Annotated in this window: 18 protein-coding genes; 10 read left to right on the forward strand and 8 right to left on the reverse strand. The window is 41.0% G+C overall.

Annotated elements, in window-relative coordinates; genetic code table 11:
- The first annotated feature begins 106 nt into the window (after window positions 1-106).
- Window positions 107-1,738, forward strand: a complete 1,632-nt coding sequence (locus MHH31_RS03685; RefSeq protein WP_342495299.1) for a M14 family metallocarboxypeptidase — start codon at window positions 107-109, stop codon at window positions 1,736-1,738.
- Window positions 1,739-1,811: 73 nt separating this feature from the next.
- On the opposite strand, the gene MHH31_RS03690 is transcribed toward MHH31_RS03685, so the two are convergent.
- Complete coding sequence (locus MHH31_RS03690; RefSeq protein WP_008341777.1) at window positions 1,812-2,297, reverse strand: phenolic acid decarboxylase; 486 nt, start codon at window positions 2,295-2,297, stop codon at window positions 1,812-1,814.
- 113 nt (window positions 2,298-2,410) lie between these two features.
- Here MHH31_RS03690 and MHH31_RS03695 point away from each other — a divergent pair, with 113 nt between their 5' ends.
- The 3 genes from MHH31_RS03695 to MHH31_RS03705 all read left to right on the forward strand — a co-directional run bounded on the left by MHH31_RS03695 (window position 2,411) and on the right by MHH31_RS03705 (window position 4,705).
- Entirely contained in the window at window positions 2,411-2,968 is a 558-nt protein-coding gene (locus MHH31_RS03695) for a PadR family transcriptional regulator (RefSeq protein ID WP_039168079.1), read from the forward strand.
- Between the two features lie 104 nt (window positions 2,969-3,072).
- Window positions 3,073-4,179 carry a nitric oxide synthase oxygenase gene (locus MHH31_RS03700; RefSeq protein ID WP_342495300.1) on the forward strand — a complete coding sequence of 369 codons (1,107 nt, stop codon included), beginning with the start codon at window positions 3,073-3,075 and terminating at the stop codon, window positions 4,177-4,179.
- A gap of 100 nt (window positions 4,180-4,279) precedes the next feature.
- Window positions 4,280-4,705 carry a hypothetical protein gene (locus MHH31_RS03705; protein ID WP_024719346.1) on the forward strand — a complete coding sequence of 142 codons (426 nt, stop codon included), beginning with the start codon at window positions 4,280-4,282 and terminating at the stop codon, window positions 4,703-4,705.
- 14 nt (window positions 4,706-4,719) lie between these two features.
- Here the strand turns inward: MHH31_RS03705 and MHH31_RS03710 are convergent, their stop codons facing one another.
- Window positions 4,720-4,992: an acylphosphatase gene (locus MHH31_RS03710; RefSeq protein ID WP_017358776.1), complete on the reverse strand. Its 273-nt coding sequence runs from the start codon at window positions 4,990-4,992 to the stop codon at window positions 4,720-4,722.
- A 122-nt stretch (window positions 4,993-5,114) separates the two neighbouring features.
- Between MHH31_RS03710 and MHH31_RS03715 the strand changes: the two genes are divergently transcribed.
- A complete protein-coding gene (locus MHH31_RS03715; RefSeq protein ID WP_017358777.1) occupies window positions 5,115-5,765 on the forward strand; it encodes an MOSC domain-containing protein in 651 nt (216 codons plus the stop codon).
- Window positions 5,766-5,806: 41 nt separating this feature from the next.
- Here MHH31_RS03715 and MHH31_RS03720 read toward each other — a convergent pair whose 3' ends face one another.
- From MHH31_RS03720 to map, 3 genes are all read right to left on the reverse strand, one after another.
- Complete coding sequence (locus MHH31_RS03720) at window positions 5,807-5,944, reverse strand: YflJ family protein (protein WP_008341771.1); 138 nt, start codon at window positions 5,942-5,944, stop codon at window positions 5,807-5,809.
- A 134-nt stretch (window positions 5,945-6,078) separates the two neighbouring features.
- The gene (locus MHH31_RS03725) at window positions 6,079-6,240 is read right to left on the reverse strand and encodes a hypothetical protein (protein WP_008341770.1); all 162 of its coding nucleotides are present in this window, start codon (window positions 6,238-6,240) and stop codon (window positions 6,079-6,081) included.
- A gap of 123 nt (window positions 6,241-6,363) precedes the next feature.
- Window positions 6,364-7,113, reverse strand: coding sequence for a type I methionyl aminopeptidase (gene map, locus MHH31_RS03730; protein ID WP_008341769.1), 750 nt, complete (start codon window positions 7,111-7,113; stop codon window positions 6,364-6,366).
- Window positions 7,114-7,303: 190 nt separating this feature from the next.
- Here map and nagE point away from each other — a divergent pair, with 190 nt between their 5' ends.
- Window positions 7,304-8,668, forward strand: a complete 1,365-nt coding sequence (nagE, locus tag MHH31_RS03735; RefSeq protein ID WP_282916944.1) for an N-acetylglucosamine-specific PTS transporter subunit IIBC — start codon at window positions 7,304-7,306, stop codon at window positions 8,666-8,668.
- Window positions 8,669-8,686: 18 nt separating this feature from the next.
- On the opposite strand, the gene MHH31_RS03740 is transcribed toward nagE, so the two are convergent.
- Window positions 8,687-9,445: a DUF817 domain-containing protein gene (locus MHH31_RS03740; protein ID WP_138278235.1), complete on the reverse strand. Its 759-nt coding sequence runs from the start codon at window positions 9,443-9,445 to the stop codon at window positions 8,687-8,689.
- A 194-nt stretch (window positions 9,446-9,639) separates the two neighbouring features.
- Here MHH31_RS03740 and MHH31_RS03745 point away from each other — a divergent pair, with 194 nt between their 5' ends.
- Complete coding sequence (locus MHH31_RS03745) at window positions 9,640-10,143, forward strand: DoxX family protein (RefSeq protein WP_017366814.1); 504 nt, start codon at window positions 9,640-9,642, stop codon at window positions 10,141-10,143.
- A gap of 42 nt (window positions 10,144-10,185) precedes the next feature.
- Here the strand turns inward: MHH31_RS03745 and MHH31_RS03750 are convergent, their stop codons facing one another.
- The gene (locus MHH31_RS03750; RefSeq protein WP_060780873.1) at window positions 10,186-10,773 is read right to left on the reverse strand and encodes a YjgB family protein; all 588 of its coding nucleotides are present in this window, start codon (window positions 10,771-10,773) and stop codon (window positions 10,186-10,188) included.
- 102 nt (window positions 10,774-10,875) lie between these two features.
- Window positions 10,876-12,858, reverse strand: a complete 1,983-nt coding sequence (locus MHH31_RS03755) for an LTA synthase family protein (protein ID WP_008341764.1) — start codon at window positions 12,856-12,858, stop codon at window positions 10,876-10,878.
- 578 nt (window positions 12,859-13,436) lie between these two features.
- On the opposite strand from MHH31_RS03755, the gene MHH31_RS03760 reads away from it, so the two are divergent.
- From MHH31_RS03760 to MHH31_RS03770, 3 genes are all read left to right on the forward strand, one after another.
- Window positions 13,437-15,095, forward strand: coding sequence for a pyridoxal-dependent decarboxylase (locus tag MHH31_RS03760; protein WP_008341763.1), 1,659 nt, complete (start codon window positions 13,437-13,439; stop codon window positions 15,093-15,095).
- 31 nt (window positions 15,096-15,126) lie between these two features.
- Complete coding sequence (locus tag MHH31_RS03765) at window positions 15,127-16,851, forward strand: methyl-accepting chemotaxis protein (RefSeq protein WP_050827056.1); 1,725 nt, start codon at window positions 15,127-15,129, stop codon at window positions 16,849-16,851.
- Window positions 16,852-16,933: 82 nt separating this feature from the next.
- Window positions 16,934-17,320 carry a DUF1992 domain-containing protein gene (locus MHH31_RS03770; RefSeq protein ID WP_008341761.1) on the forward strand — a complete coding sequence of 129 codons (387 nt, stop codon included), beginning with the start codon at window positions 16,934-16,936 and terminating at the stop codon, window positions 17,318-17,320.
- Window positions 17,321-17,455 lie beyond the last annotated feature (135 nt).

The raw sequence follows: 17,455 nt of genomic DNA on the forward strand, positions 1-17,455 counted from the left end.
TATATAAAGACATACATGATTCCTCCAAAAGATATATTTTTGAAAAATGCTGACACTTTTGCTGTTTTTTTCTTTATAATGCAAATCAACGAAGGGAGAGGATAGCATGTCCAAACAGAAAAGTACCATTCTTTTTGCTGCTGTATGCCTCATGGCAGGAAGTTTGTCGATGGTGACCCCAGCTTCAGCGAATGCAGAGACCCCTTATTATGGAAAAAGCTATGAGCAGCCAGCCTCGGTTCAAAAACTGTATCCTGAGCCTGACGAAACGTTTGATACCCCTGCTTTTCAGAAAAAAGGAAAAGCATTTACCACACAAGAAGAGCTTCAAGATTTTTTACGTGACATTGTCAGTAAAAGTCCTTACGCCACGCAGAAACAGATTGGAACATCCATTGAAGGCAGGTCCATTCCAGCCCTCTATTTTACAAAGGATCGTCACATCTCTCCACTGTCAAAAAAGCCAACGATCTGGCTTCAAGCACAAATACATGGAAATGAACCAGCCTCCGGTGAATCTGCCCTTGTCATCGCTAAACGACTAGCAGGTGATGAAGGAGAGCGTATCCTGAGCCATGTCAACGTCATCATTGTCCCAAGAATCAACCCAGATGGTTCTTATGCATTTGACCGCAGGCTTGCAAACGGAATGGATGGCAACCGTGACCACATGACACTAGAATCTCCAGAGCTGACAGCCCTTCATCAAGAATTTAATCGCTATGCGCCCGAGGTCGTCATCGATGCCCATGAATATGATGTCGGTCAAAAGCAGTTCGAAGACATCGGTGCATCAGGTGCTCTCAAGTATCACGATTTGCTGATATTATCTGGTAAGAATTTAAACATTCCTGAAAGCATTCGATTAACGTCAAATGAATTGTACGTCAACGGAGTGCGTGAAGCATTGACGAATAAGGGATTTTCCAACGATTTATATTATACAAACACAAGAGGGAAGGACGGAAAGATCGACCTTTATGAAGGCGGAACCGATGCACGAATTGGCCGAAATGCCCTGGCGCTTTCCCCAGCTTTATCCTTTCTTGTAGAAAGTAGAGGGATTGGAATTGGCAGAGAGGACTTTACCCGGCGCGTGGCAGCACAAGTCACCACTCATGAAAAAATCATTGAGACAACAGTGAAGCATGCTAAGCAGGTGAAGCAGCAAATGGTGACGGAGCGGCTGAAACTTGTGAAAAAAGGTCTTCAATCCAACGATGATGATCAAGTGGTCATTCAAGATGCTTTCAAAGCGCCTGTGAACGATTCACTTGAAATGGTGGATATTGAGAAAGGACAAACCACCAATGTCCCAGTGCGTTTTCATAGTGCAAGTGATGCGGTTCCTGTATTGACAAGAGAACGGCCGACAGCTTATCTCATTCTCCCAGGACATGAAGGAGTAGATAGAAAGCTCAGAACTTTAGGGTTAAAAAGTGTGACACTTCCTGTTGGCATGAAAGTACCAGTTCAAGCCTATGAGGTGACAAAACGAGCAGAAACAAGCAAAACAGATATTCAGCTTGAAACGAGACTCGTTGAAAAGAAACGTCAGCTGCCAAAAGGAACAAAGGTATATGTGACTGCACAGCCAGAGACCAATTTGTTGTCACTTGCCCTTGAACCAGAATCAAAAGACAGCTATATGTCATCAGGTTTTATTGCATCAAAAGTAGGCGATGAACTACCAGTTTACCGATTCCTGTTATCTCAAAAGACGTTAGGTATAAAATAAAAAGGACTAAAATCAAGTTCATTTTAGCCCTTTGTCAACCACCCTAGAAGCGGCACAGTGCGTGCCGCTTTTTCTATTTTCGTCCAGCTCTGATCTCATCGGTCATGCCTTCATACGGCGCTTCTGCGATAATCGTTTCATCGTTTACCCCAGCATGGTGGATGTACGTAATGTCTGCGAATTCTGGTACGACATACTTCGGATAGGTCTCATATTTTTCACGGGATTCTTTCATGAGGTCGATATAGTCATTTTGATAGCAAACGGTGATATCTGGACGTTCATGCACCCATTTTGGGAAGAAAATGACGCCATGCATGCGTTTTTCCTCAGGCATAAAGTTCAAAGACACGTCTGTCCCAGTCGGTTCCGTCCAGGAAACTTTGTATACCCCTTTTGTCAGTTTCACAATATTCACTTCTTGATCACGAACCCAGCGGCCTCCAACCATTCCGCTATGAATGCGGTAATCAATGGTGTGATCATTTTTAATGTAAATCTCATATTCCCAGCCATTTTCATACGTATAAATCATATGAAGTCCAACGAATTGATCCATGTTTATTCCTTCTTTCAATTAAAATGATGTTGTTTCAAACATGTCATGATTTACATGTTTATTTTAGGGTGTATGGTATACTATTGTCAAAGAATATGCGTTGGAGGCATGTCATGAGAGTACTGAAATATGCCATTCTTGGCTTACTAGATCAGCGTGAGCTGACGGGATACGATATGAAGAAACACTTTGAAGATTCCCTTGGACAGTTTTGGAGTGCGAAGCATAGTCAAATATACCCTGAATTAAAGCGGCTAACAGAAGAGGGTTTTATTGAATTTGATATTCACATACAAGGAAAGAAGCTAGAGAAGAAGGTTTATCAAATCACTGATGCAGGAAAAAGAGAACTGCATGAGTGGTTAAGGAAAAAAGGCCCGATTCCAGACACAACAAAAGATGAATTTATGTTAAAAACGTTCTTTATCTCATCTATGGATCAAAAAGAAGCGGCCGGTCTCTTCTCACATCAGCTGCAGGAGCGAACAAAGAAAGTAGAGATGCTTGAACAGAAACTGAACGTTTTAACAGAAGAAGATCCATCTGCCCAATCACTGCATTCAACACAATTCGGGCATTATTTAGTGCTGACAAGAGCAATTGAAAGGGAAAAAGGGTATGTTCGCTGGCTCCAAAAGACCCTTGAAGTCATTGATTCATCCATTGTCTAAGGACAATCGTCGCACGATATGATAAAAAATGGTTTGAAACAAGTGAATTTATCAATAGAAACCGCTACAATGGATATATTCGTATTAAAGTGAGGCGAGTATGTTTGAGTAACCAAGAAGCGTTGTGGAATGAAGCAGAAGCTTTTATTTCTGTATGCTATGAAGAATTAGGCAAATCAAATGAAGAAAAAGCAGCACGTCTGCATGAAATAAAAAAAGAAATTGAGTCTGACGGGATGTATACTCATACGCAGGAAGAATTAGCTCACGGGGCAAAAATGGCATGGCGCAACAGCAACCGGTGCATTGGGCGCTTGTTTTGGTCAACACTGCATGTGCATGACTGCCGGCACGTGACAACAGAAGATGAGGTGAAAGAGGCACTCTTTCATCATATTGAGTATGCGACAAATGGGGGTAAAATCAAACCGTCCATTACCATCTTCCCACCAGAGAATAAGGGACGGAAGGAAGTCGTTATTTATAATCATCAACTCGTTCGTTATGCGGGATATGAGTCGGAATATGGCATCATTGGGGACGAGGCATCACTTGAATTAACCAAGTTGTGTGAAGCGCATGGCTGGAAAGGCGAAGGCTCGCATTTTGACCTTCTGCCACTTATGTTTCAGCTAAAAGATCAGCCGCCGGTTCTGTATGATCTTCCGAAAGAGATCGTTCAAGAGGTAGAGATCACTCATCCTGAATATGATGAGTTCGGTGATTTAGGACTGAAATGGTATGCTGTTCCGATTATTGCTGATATGAAATTAGAAATTGGTGGCATTCATTACAATGCGGCACCGTTTAATGGATGGTATATGGGAACAGAAATTGGCGCACGAAATCTAGCTGACGAAAACCGCTACAATATGCTGAAAAAAGTTGCTTCTATTTTAGGACTGGACACGACAAAGAATGCGTCACTTTGGAAGGACAAAGCCATTGTCGAGTTGAATGTGGCGGTTCTTCATTCTTACCGGGAAGCAGGGGTGACCATTGTGGATCATCATACAGCTGCCCATCAGTTCAAACAATTTGAAAAACAGGAAGAAAAGGCTGACCGTAAGCTGACTGGTGATTGGACATGGCTGATTCCGCCAGTATCACCAGCTGCTACGCATATCTTCCATCGTCACTATGACAATACGATCGTGAAACCGAATTATTTTTATCAGGAAAAACCCTACCACGGGACGGAAAGAGCCTAGCGAAAAGCTAGGTTTTTTTGTATGAAATGAGTCTTTTGAATGTTGTTTGATTTGGAAAATGATGGTTTAATGTCGGTGAAATCAAAAAGGGGGAATATAGATGAAAAAAATAACGTTGCTCATATTTTTGGCTGTATTCAGTTTCAACGGATTTCTACCACTAGGTAATGAAAGAGCTAAAGCAACTACTGGAACAATGGTTCAGAATGTCATCGATTTAAAGGTGACAACCGATCGTTCAACTTATACTTCGCTCCATCCTCAGGTCAACGTCAACATGACCGCAACAACAAATGAAACACTTTATTATACAGCTGCTATTCGAAAACTTACTTTCCCAGTGACACCAGTCTTTACACACGAAGGGTCTATCTCTGGACAAAACGCTTTCGCAGCACCTACTCGTTTATTACTTCCTAACAGTGGGTCAGCCAACTATGATGTTCATGTGAGTCTCTACAAAGATGCTTCACGTACAACCTTGATTGGTTATTATGTTGCAAACCCATTTACTGTTGTGAAATAAAGAGTACACATCAACTATCCTCTAATCCGAAAGTCTTGATAATGGGCGAACTCGGTGAGCGGCTCCATGTCCAAATGTGTGACTTTTGAAAAAGGACTACCTTTACGGACGGTCTCTAAAAAGTCAAAAACCTCCTGCTGCTCTCCTTCTACTTTTAACTCCACGTGACCCTCATCTGTGTTGCGTACCCAGCCTTTTATCCCTCGATTGACGGCCTCTCCTTGAACAAAATATCGAAAACCGACTCCTTGCACTCGTCCTTTTACAATAGCGTGATAATGAACCAATGTCATCTCTCCTTTTTTCTCATCGTACCATAACCTGCCTCGTTCCTTCACGTACCGACTATGATTTGACTGTCAAACCATGTAAAATAAAAACAATCAGACAATCAAAGGAGATGGCAAGAGTGGGGCAGACAAGGTACGACATTGAAGGAATTCAAGTAGGACAACCTATCACCACCTATGTGAATGGTAAAGAAATCAAAACAGCCATCAACAAAAAGCGTATTCACGAGCCTGTTTATTTGAGTAAGCTCAATTTTGATGGAGATGGTCAGGGTGATTTGGTCCATCACGGAGGTGATGATAAAGCCATTTGCGTCTTTCCATATGATCACTATACTTATTTTGAGCAATTTTTAGGAGTGTCGTTACAGGAGGCAGCTTTCGGTGAGAACGTGACCGTGCATCAGCTTGTAGAGACAGAAGTCCGTATTGGAGATGTATTTCAGTTTGGGGAAGCGATTGTTGAGGTCAGTCAGCCAAGACAGCCGTGTGTGAAGCTCTCTCTTAAGCATGGAAACATGAAGCTTGTGAAGGAAGTGCAGCAAACGGGATATACCGGTTTTTATTTGCGTGTGCTGAAAGAAGGAATGGTCTCTCCTGATGAAGCTCTTGTGTTAGTCGAAAAAGCGCCCCATCCCATCACTGTCCACGAAGTCAATGAAGTTAAATACCGTCAAGTAGATCAAAACAGGCTGAAAGCAGTTCTTGACGTAGATGCCTTAGCAGATGTGGTCAGGAAGTCTTTAGAAAAACGTGTTCAGCCCATATAAAAAAGCCGTACATCTGATATGGATGTACGGCTTTTCAACATTTAAGAGCTCGTTTTCTTTTGCTCAAGAAGATTTGCAAGGAAATAAGTTTTAAAGCTTTGAAGCTTTCTTCCTTCATGCTTGGTCACACCAAGCTTCTTTAATTCTTCGACATACCAGCCTTTGCTACCATAATGCATGATAGAAAACTCCTTTCAATGGAAACTGCCTGCATTGTAACATCTCAAAAAAGGACGTGAAAAGTGTGCAGGTGTTTAGAAATGAAAACTGATTCTATCTGCCTATGATCCATGTATATGCTGGAAATAATTATTTATGAATTTGGCGGGTTGAGGGTAACAATGATCATGCCGACTGTCATAATCATGATGACAATACCGAGGTAGGTCATCATGGATTGTTTTTTCTTAATACCTACAACCGTTAAAATAATACTTTCAATAAAGAAGATAACACCGATGATGATGAACCACATATCAAATAAGACCCCTTTCGCATATCTTTGCCTATTTTACCACAGGCATTTTTGTTTAGTCGTGACAGATTCGTGAAACGGGCATGAAAAAATCCCCTCCAGTGAAGGAAGGGACCCGCTTGCTTACAGCTTTGTTAAAATAATCGGTTCGTCTTTTGTGATCACAATCGTATGTTCAATCTGTGCGACCAGGCTCTTATCAGGTGTTTTAAATGTCCAGCCGTCATCCGCTTGATATATCGATTCAGCATTTGTTGAAATGAAAGGTTCAAAGGCGATGACTGTCCCATTCTTAAACAAAGCATTATCGAATGGATCATAATAGTTCAAAATATGGTTAGGTGCTTCATGCAGGCTTTTCCCAATACCGTGTCCTGTCAAGTTCTTAATGACGGTAAATCCTTGTTCTTTCGCTGTATTGTAGACCGCACGGCCAATTTGATTTTGTCTTTTACCGGCTTTCGCATGCTTTAATCCTTCAAGGAATGCATCCTCTGCACACTGGCATAATGCTTCAAGACGAGCATCTCCTGTACCTAAAACGAATGAAATCCCAGTATCGGAATAATATCCATCAAGCTCTGCTGAGATATCAATATTAATGAGGTCGCCCTCTTGTAAAATGGTTTTTTCACTTGGAATGCCATGTGCGACTTCATCATTGACACTGATGCAAGTCGTACCGGGGAAATCATATTCTTTTTCAGGAGCTGAATTGGCTCCATGCTCTTCTAATATTTTTTTCCCAATCAAATCTAATTCTTTTGTAGACATGCCTGGTTTCGCTTGGCTTTTCATTTCTTCTCTTGCCAAAGCGACAATTCGGCCGACTTTTTTTAAGGCTTCTAACTCATGATCATGTTTGACAATCACTGTTCATTCCCGCTTTCTATAACTTCATTCTATTCAATAGCTTACCACATTTTACGCCAAAAGAGTAAAGGCTGAGATTCGGGTGAGATGTGGACAAATTGGTATAGATAACTAGATGTTCATATGATATATTTTTTATGAACATCATGAGAGATTTGTTCATGATGATGACGAAGGGGGGAGAAATAAGATGGTGTTTCAGTTTTTTCAAAAGTTAGGAAAATCATTTATGCTTCCAATCGCTGTGCTTCCTGCAGCGGGTATCATTTTGGCTATTGGGCGTGAAGATGTATTCAACATCCCGTTTATTCATGCGGCAGGAAATGCAATTTTTGCGAATTTGGCTTTAATTTTTGCTATGGGTGTAGCGATTGGTATTTCAAAGGACGGTAACGGGGCAGCGGCGTTATCTGGAGCGATTTCTTATTTTATTTTGTCAGCTGGTACCACGTCGATCAATTCGACCAACAATATGGGGGTATTGGGTGGTATTTTGTGCGGACTTTTGGCAGGTTACGTTTACAATAAATTTAAGGACACGAAACTGCCGGAATACTTAGGTTTCTTTAGTGGAAGACGGCTTGTGCCAATTATGACAGCACTTTTTACCATTCTATTAGCAGCCGTTTTTGGATATGTATGGCCTCCAATTCAAAGTGTGATCAATGATTTGGGAGAGTGGATTTTAAGTCTTGGAGCAACGGGTGCCGGGCTGTTTGGCTTCTTTAACCGCTTGCTCATTCCATTAGGACTTCACCATGTGTTGAATAATCTATTTTGGTTTCAATTCGGTGAATTCAGCGGAGCGACAGGTGATTTAGCACGGTTCTTCAAAGGTGATCCAAGTGCAGGTGTCTTTATGACTGGTTTCTTCCCAGTGATGATGTTCGGACTGCCAGCGGCATGTCTCGCGATGGTTGTGACCGCAAAGCCTGAAAAACGAAAAGCAACAGCCGGTCTTATGATTGGAATGGCACTGACGTCATTTATTACAGGAATCACAGAACCAATTGAATTCTCATTTATGTTTTTATCTCCACTTTTATATGGTGTTCATGCGATATTAACTGGTCTTTCGCTCTTTATTGTCAACACCTTAGGCATTCATAGCGGTTTCGCTTTTTCAGCCGGTGCGATTGATTACGTTTTAAGTTTTGGAATTGCGCAAAAGCCCATTCTGTTACTTGTGGTTGGGGTCATCTATGGCGTGATTTACTTTGTTGTTTTCTATTTCCTGATTAAATTGTTAAAGCTAAAAACACCAGGCAGGGAAGATGATGACATCGAAGATATCCCAGGGGATGATACACATACTGCCGGAGCAAGTATGCTCGTAGAGGGACTAGGCGGCAAAGACAATATCACCACAATTGACCATTGTGCGACCCGTCTTCGTTTAACAGTAGAAGATACCAATTTATTAAATGAAGGTACATTGAAAAAAGCAGGTGCCAAAGGGGTACTGACGTCAGGAAAAACTTCCGTACAAATCATCATTGGAACAAATGTCGAATTTGTCGCCGATGATCTTCGTAAGGAAGTCGATCGGGACTAAAAAAAGCGTTCAGCCAGATCAAATGGGCTGAACGTTTTTTTGTTTTCGCTGTTCGATTACCAGTACAATGCTGATGACAACAAGTAAAAACCATGAACTGATTTTACCAAGATGGACGAGAGACCAAGCATGCTGCTGATTTGGATATTGCCATGCTCCTAAAAAGGTCGTGACATTTTCGGCCACCCAAATAAAAAAGCCAATCAGTAAAAACGAGATAACAAGCGGCATGCGAAAGGTCGATGAACCGACCTGAAAGGACACGGTTGTTTTTCGAAACACAACCACTAGGAGTAATGTCAGCCACCAGCGTAGATCATAAATCCAGTGATGAGTAAAGAAATTGAGGTAAATACATAAACTGATCCCAATCGAAAGATACGGGTGAGGCCACGCATTCACCTTCACGCGAAGCCGAGTCAGTGCCTGATAAATATAGCTTGCCACACTGGCATACATAAAGCCGCTATAGAGCGGAACCCCAAAAATTTTCGTATAAGCTTCTTCAGGATAGGACCATGAACCCATATGTACTTTGTAGATTTCTAAGCCTATTCCAATCACATGAAAGAGACAAATAACCTTCAACTCTGTCAGTGTCTCAAGCCGCAGCATCAGCATGAGGAGCTGTGCGATAAGGCAAAGCAGAAGAATAACATCATATCGAGGAAGAAAAGGAATAGACACGATCTTTGATAGGGCAAGCGCTGTAAAGATCATGACGGGGAATAGACATGAAATAGCCTGTAAATAAGCAAAATGAAATAATGTTTTCATACAAAATGTAACCCCTTTTTACTGTCTGAAATAACTTAGACGGAAATAGCAAGGGAAAAGTTTACCTCGACTAGATATTCATGAACAATTTGTGAATATATATGTGAAAAGGATCACAAATGATATTTACATAGTATAATAAGATCATAAAGAAAATGTGAAATATTTCACATAATTTAAAAGGAGGCATCATCATGTTTACAAAATTCTTACAAACGAATGTATGGGCAGCGGTTATCCTTTTGGCAGCAAGACTTTATATCGGATGGACCTGGCTGACATCTGGTATTGGAAAACTAACAGGCGGATTCGATGCATCAGGATATTTGCAATTTGCCATAGCTGAACCTGTTGTGAAAGATGGACATCTTGTTTATCCGTTCTATGTCTGGTTTTTAGAAAATGTCGCGTTGCCAAATGCCGGACTCTTCAGTGTCATGGTCATGTGGGGAGAAATCTTAGTTGGTCTAGGACTAATTGTTGGATTGTTCACAACAACGGCAGCCTTTTTTGGAAGCGTGATGAATGTCTCTTTCTTACTAGCTGGAACCGTCTCTGTTAACCCGCTTCTTCTTCTGATCGCCGTCTTTATCATAGCAGCGAAAGGAAATGCCGGAAAATTTGGTCTTGATTATGTAGCAGGTCCAGTCCTTAAGCGAAAACTGAAAAGAAAGCCGCATTTAGAAGTGGCATCATAATAAAGAAAAGCATCCTGAGCAAAAATTCAGGATGCTTTTTATTTAGGAACCGGCTTTGATGAGGTTAATATGCACCACAGTCAGCTCGTGCTGACTGATATCTGGATCATGTCCGACGATAAATTCGAGCTCATAATCACCGGTCTGATAAACGTATTTTTTCTCTTTTGTTTGCGGGATGGTGCTGACTGAATCTGCTGATCCAAGCTGTTTCTTTAATAGGGAAGGAGTCATTCCTCCGATATTCGTTTCTTTTTCTACATTTGTTCCAAAATAACGGATTTCGTTAATCTTGCCTTTTTTGTCATAGTGAAAAGCAAATCCAGGGTTGCCCATCTCAGCATGATACAAATCAAAGCCGCTTTGACCCGTTTCTGGATAAGGCTGTCCTAGTTTATGCCGAACGTCTTTTTTTGTTTGAACCCCTATTTTGAGTCCTTCTGCATAGTATGGCATTTGTCCTTGATGTGCTAGCTGATAAATGCTGTTTAGCGCTGCTTTCGGCCCTTGAGGAATGGACTGTTCTGCCTGCGTTTGGGTCAGGGCGTGCGCTGAAATCGCCGGGCTAAAACCGAATAAGGTGGAAGAAGCGAGTGAAGCGGTCACGACAAAAGCTGCTGTTTTTTTCATGATTAATCAATCCCTCCTTCTTCAACTATACCCGGTGCCATGTGGATCAAACGTAAAAAGCCCCAGCTGATCTTGGATCGGCTGGGGCCTTAAATGAGAAAGTTATTTGGAAGACGAGCTGGATTCATCTTTGGCGGAAGAGGAATCTTTTTCATCCTGTACTTTCTTTGTGTAGTCATAATCATTGCGCTCAATTGGTGTAAAGCCTTTAGGTTTGTAGAAACGGAGTAAATCTTCCGTGACAATCTTATCAGATGTCTCTAACATCTTTTTCACCGTTTCGTTTTCTTGTGATGCCTTTTCAGTCGGCTCGATTTTTTCACCTGTTTTGTTGCTGTAATAGTTGTTGCCTACTTTCGTGTAGTCCTTCGACACGAAGTCTCCATTTCTAAATGGCACAAGCTCTTTAAAGTTCTTCGATAAGATATCAGAACCAGACATTAAATAGTTCTTCGTATCATCTCCGAGCAGGTGGAGAAGGGTAGGCGCAACATCCACTTCACCAGAGTATTTATGAATCTGTCCGCCTTTTACGCCTGGCACATGGATAAAGAGCGGCACACGCATAAGCTGGGCATTTTCATAATCTCCAATTTTTTCACCAGTCACTTTTTCCATCGCTTCATTATGGTTTTCTGAAATGCCGTAGTGGTCACCGTACATAATGACGACGGTATTGTCATAGAGACCAGATGTCTTCAAGTCATTAAAGAACTGTTCAATGGCTTCATCTAAATAATGAGCAGATTGGAAGTAGTTATCAACGACGGAGTCTCCGAAGTCGCCAGGTTCAAAATCAGTATCACCTTCATCCATACCAAATGGGAAGTGGTTTGACAGCGTAATGAATTTTGAATAAAACGGCTGTTTCAGATTTTCAAGCATTGGCATGGATTCTTTGAAGAACGGTTTGTCTTTCAATCCATAGTTCTTCGTATCTTGTTCATTCATATCGTAGTATTCAGAATCGTAAAATCTGTCATATCCAAAGGACTTAAACATTTCATTTCGGTTCCAGAACGTTTTTGTATTCCCGTGGAATTCTGCGGACGTGTATTGGTCCTTTTTCAAAATGCCAGGAAGCGCCTGATATGTGTTTTGAGCTTTGTTAATAAACACAGAGCCTTGTGATAATGGGAAAAGCCCCGTATCCATCATAAATTCCGCATCAGATGTCTTTCCTTGTCCTGTTTGATGGAAGAAGTTATCAAAATAAAACGTTTTGTTGTCATGGGCTAATGAATTTAGGAAAGGAGTGACCTCTTTTCCATTCACCTTGTAATCAATGACAAAGTTTTGCAGTGATTCAAGAGAAATCGTAATGACGTTCATGCCTTTCGCTTTCCCATAATAAGCCGGGTTAGGATCAGCGCTGTTCGCCTTTAGATAATTCTCTACATCTGTTACGTCACTTGAATTTGCCAGGGCACGCTGGCTGTTTGATTTCACATTTTGAATGGCATCAAACACCGTAAAATTATAAGCACCCAAGTATTTGACTAAATAATTGCGGTCGAACGATCTTGATAAAAGCTCTGGGCGATCAATTTCTGCTGCGATTAAGTTGACAACAAAGATCAGAACAGAGGACACAAGAACGAGTCTAAACGATTTTGTTTTTTGAACAGGTACAGTCGCTGTACTTGTTTGCTGCTGTCTTTTCATGCGGACTGCGAGTACGATCAAGATGATGGTATCGAGAAAGTAAAACATATCAGTCCAACGCATGAGTGAAAATGCACTATCACCTAATTGTCCGCCATTCGTTCCTGCCTGCATCACTGTAGGCAGCGTGATAAAGTCATTGAAGAATCGATAGTACACGATGTTTGCGTAAAGTAAAAAAGACATGAAAAAGTGAATCACAATGATAGCGGCAGGCTGCCATTTTTTCTTGAACAATAAAGCAAAGCCAAGAAAGAACAAGCTGGAGCTAATAGGATTCACAAAAAGCAAAATATGCTGAAGCACATTTGATATACCAAGTTTAAATTCGATTAAATAAGCTGTATACGTCTTGAGCCATAACAAGATGGCTGCAATTACAAAGAAGCCGAGGCCCCTTTTTTGAATAAATGTTTTCATTTAAACACTCCTTTTCTCCGTTAAACGGAAGAGGCGGAACGAAAGAAAACGAACCATTAGAATATACCATGAAATGCACAAATAGAAAAGTCATAACTGGTGAGCACCTAAGGCAGCCTGTCCGAGCTAGAGTTGGGAAGACATCGAAAACATTCGATTTCCGAAAAACTTTTTGTGAAATCTATCCTAATAATTACAGAAAATTCTGTATTTTTCCTGTTGTTATATCAATAAAACAGGTAAAAAGACACAAGTCTAAAGAATTAATTTGATTTCTACAATGGTGCATTTAGGCGGATTTCCAGTGTTTATTAATGTTTATGCAGGTTAAGTAAAAAAAATGAATGAATAAGCAGCTGAATTGTCTGGATAATAATTCCTTCATGGAAGTATATTAATATATTTTATTGTTTCACAAACATAATGGTTTTGATGTGTATTGTAAGGGTTTTATTCGTTTTGACGAGCGAACAAATTATCTAAATATACTTAAGCGAACAGTTCGACACTATAAACTTTTGAAACGGGGTCGATATAGACAGTGACAGGAAATCTTCCATTGAAAGGATTGATAGTATATGACTGTACGAGCACAGAACCTCGTTCAGAACTGGTTTCCGAGTGAGGACGGAAATGCAGAAGAGCGGAAAGAACTCATTAAATTAATGGAACAGATCATTTCAGGGGTCGATGACCTGAAGGATCCGAACCGTGCTCACCTAAAAGGTGAAAAGAATCGTGAGGAGGACTTTTACAAAAAGCTCACTGAAACAAGTCAAATTCCGATGAACGGACAACAAGCGGAACTTGTGAATGAAGAATTACTGAAGCTTTTACATAATCATCCATACCACACGAAGTATTTCTTCACGAACATTTTGCCAATGGCAAGTACACCAGGAATTCTAGGCATGCTGACGGCTATGCTGGTTAACGGAAACAACCTATGGGATGTGTATGGACCAGCAGGCGCAGAAGCTGAGGTCAGAGTGGTCTCAATGATGTCTAAGCTCATCGGATATGATCCAAATGTGAGCGGGGGCTACACAACATGGGGAGGTCAAGGGGCTATTTTCTCGGGGCTTCGTTTAGCAATTTCGAAAGTTGCACCGGAGTCATTACGAAAAGGTGTCCCGCAAAATCTTTATGCGTTTTGTTCTGATGCAGCACATTACAGCTTATTTAAGTCAATGGAAGCAACAGGGCTTGGCACAGACAACTTAATCAGAATTAAGACGAATAAAGATCATTCGATGGATATGGAAGATTTGCGTTGTCAAATGGAACGTGTTGCCCAAAATGGCGGAATTCCCGTTTATATTGTGGCAACAACCGGAACAACAGATGCCATTGCAATTGATGATGTAAAAGGGGTACGTGAAACGGCAGAAGCCATTGCTGAGGAGTATGGTCTCAAGGTGCCGCATATTCATGCGGATTCGGCGCTTGGTGGATTCTTTGCTTTCTTTAATGAGTATGATGTATCTGAAAACCCGCTGCAATTCTCAGACGGTGTTCTTCGTATGCTAAAAGAAATCAAAGCGAAATTCCAGCATCTTTCTCTTGCTGACACGATGTGCTTTGACTTTCAAAAGCTCGGCCAAACGCCTTACACATCTAGTTTATTCTTAGTGAAAAACGCAGCAGACCTAAAGCGTTTAGATCTGGAAGAACAAGAGACACCATACGTTGGTCATAGAGGCTACGGCGAATACCATACGGGTTATACACTGGAATGCTCAAGAATGGGAAGCTCCATCAGCATGCTAAGTGTGCTGCTAACGTTTGGAATTGAAGGATACCAGCGCTTGCTCGGTCAATTTTTAGAGGTGAACCTTGCATTTAGAGAAGCACTTCGTCAGGAAATTCCACAAGCAGAAGTCGTCAATGATGACAATGTCGGAATGGCTACATTGTTTAGAATTTACCTAGACGGCTCTCCTCGTTTTAAGGAAGAAGTGTCTGGAGAAGCAACTGCTATGGAAATTGAGCGCAACAATGATTTGAACAAAATCCTCTTTGAAAAGCTTGGAGAGAAAAGAGACGAAATGTTCTTTGGCGATACAACGAAGTTTTTACAAGTCAATGCCAAAGAAGGTCAAGAATTCTATCTAAGTGTGAGTAAATTTTTTGTGATTTCACCTTATACGTTACCGGAGCATATCCCTCATATCGTATCTTATTTAAAAGATGTGATTGCATCTGTTTGTGGACAATTTGAAAGTGTAGAGGCTTAAATTAAAATTGAGAGTGGAGATGTAGAAAAAAATGGCGAAACAAAGGAAGTTTGGAGGACTTACGATATCCTCCAAAATCATGTCAGTCGTTGTCGTAACATTACTCGCAACCGTTGCATTATTCGTTCTAACATTTTATTTAGTTAGCCAGGATTTATCTTCCCAATTATTAAAGCAATTTGATTATCGATTAACAACAGATATTGATACAGCGAAAAAAGAAATCGATAATATGGATGGAAATGTCCTTAGCATTAGCGGGAAGGATGATCCTATTTATGTGGAGATCAAAAAGAAATTCACAGAACTGAAAGAAGATCATACGCTTGAGAACTTATACGTGTTATCAAATAAGGGCGGCAAAGAAAGAATCATCGTACTAACAGGGGAAGACAATGATTTTGATCAAGATTATGTCTTTTCAGATGAAATGAAACAAGCTCTTTCTGAAGATAAAATGGTCAAAAGCGACATTTACGTTGATTCGTATGGGACTCATAAATCCGTCTTTTTACCAATTAAAGATTCAGGCGGTGAACTCACGGGGATTTTAGGAATTGACTTAGATGCGTCTGTTGTTCCAGCAACAACGAAAAAGCTGACAATTTATATTACAGTAGCATCTGCGATTGTGCTCATCGGTGGATTACTCTTCTCATTCTTCATGGGAAGAAGAATTGCAAAACCAGCACGTTCATTAATGGAATCAGCAGATCGAATTGCAGATGGTGATTTAACTGGCATGGTAGAAGTTCAAAGTAAAGATGAGATCGGTCAATTAGCAGCTTCCTTCCAGAAAATGCAGGGACGGATCAAAGAGCTTATTGGAAAGATCTCAAACTCATCAAGTGAAGTGTCGAAAATGTCTTCACAGCTTCGCACAGTGACAACGGAATCTAGTCAAAGTGCACAACAAGTGTCAGAAGCGATGACGAATATGAGTGAAGGAATCAATGATTCAGTCGCAAACATTACAGACTGCACAACATCTGTTGCGGAAATTGATACTCAAATCGAAGGCGTGACAAAAGAAGTGGATGAAATGAAATCTGTTTCATCAGAAGTACAAGAGCAGTCAGAATCTGGTCAAAAATTGGTGCAGCATGTGCTTGAACATCTCAACATGTTACACGACATGATGACAAGTTCAAAGCAGGCGGCAGAAGAATTGCAATCACATTCAACAGAAATTGAAAGTGTCATCTCCATTATTACGGACATTTCAGCGCAAACGAATCTGCTTGCACTGAATGCTTCTATTGAAGCAGCCCGTGTAGGAGAAGAAGGAAAAGGATTTGCTGTTGTGGCTGATGAAGTCCGTAAGTTAGCTGAACAGTCAGCTGATGCAGCTAAAACGGTCTCAGACTTAGTCATTGGCACACAGGAAAATAGTCAGCGTGTCCTTGAAAGCGTGGAGGAAAGCAGTAAAGCAGTGGAAGAAGGCCGGGAGCAAATGAAAGGCACCTCGCAGAACTTCGCTGGTATTTATGATGGAGTGTCTCAATTTGCAAGCAGAACGAACAATTTGCTTCAATCTATTCAGCAGGTAGAACGCGCTTATCAAACAATTTCTACATCGATTGAACAAATTTCGGTCGTGTCAGAAGAACATGCGGCAAGCTCTCAAGAAGTAGCGGCAGCAACAGAACAACAAAGTGCTGGCATGCAGCAAATTTCAAGTGCCATTGAACAGCTCTCTGACATGTCAGAGGACTTGGCACAAATGGTATCTACTTTTAAAATCGACAAAAAATAACGAGAAAGCTGGCTCTTGTGAGAGAGTCAGCTTTTTTGCTATGCTTAACCAAAATATCAGACGATCTGAAAGGAGACGTGTCATGGATTTTGCGCAGAGATTGTCAGAAGAACGGATCAAAAAGGCGATGGACCATGGAGCTTTTGAAGGACTAGCAGGTTTTGGGAAACCTCTGCCAAAGGATGATGCTGCTCATGTACCTGAAGAACTGAGGATGGGCTATCGAATCATGAAAAATGCTGGCTTTGCCGGGGAAGAAACAGCTTTGAAAAAAGAACTAATGACGGTCAAAGAGTTACTGAAAACGAGTATAGATGGAGAAGAAAGAAAAAAACTCTCTCTCGTATGTGAGGAAAAACAAAAACGCCTCGATGAACTCACATCCAAGCGCCAAACGTTTGCTCGACCAGCCTCCTCCTTTTATAAGAATAGGGTCTACGAAAAACTAACGGAGCATAAAAAAAGATGATGACACGCTGCCTCTTTGAGCACATTGAGGGAGCTTTTTTTATGAAAGCGCTACATTTTCTTATTGACTACATGTATATACAAATATAAAATATGAAGTGAACATGTATATACAAGTTTTGATTCTTTTTTCTTA

The organism is Bacillus sp. FSL K6-1033, assembly GCF_038630765.1.
GTDB classification, from domain to species: Bacteria; Bacillota; Bacilli; order Bacillales; family Bacillaceae; genus Bacillus; species Bacillus altitudinis.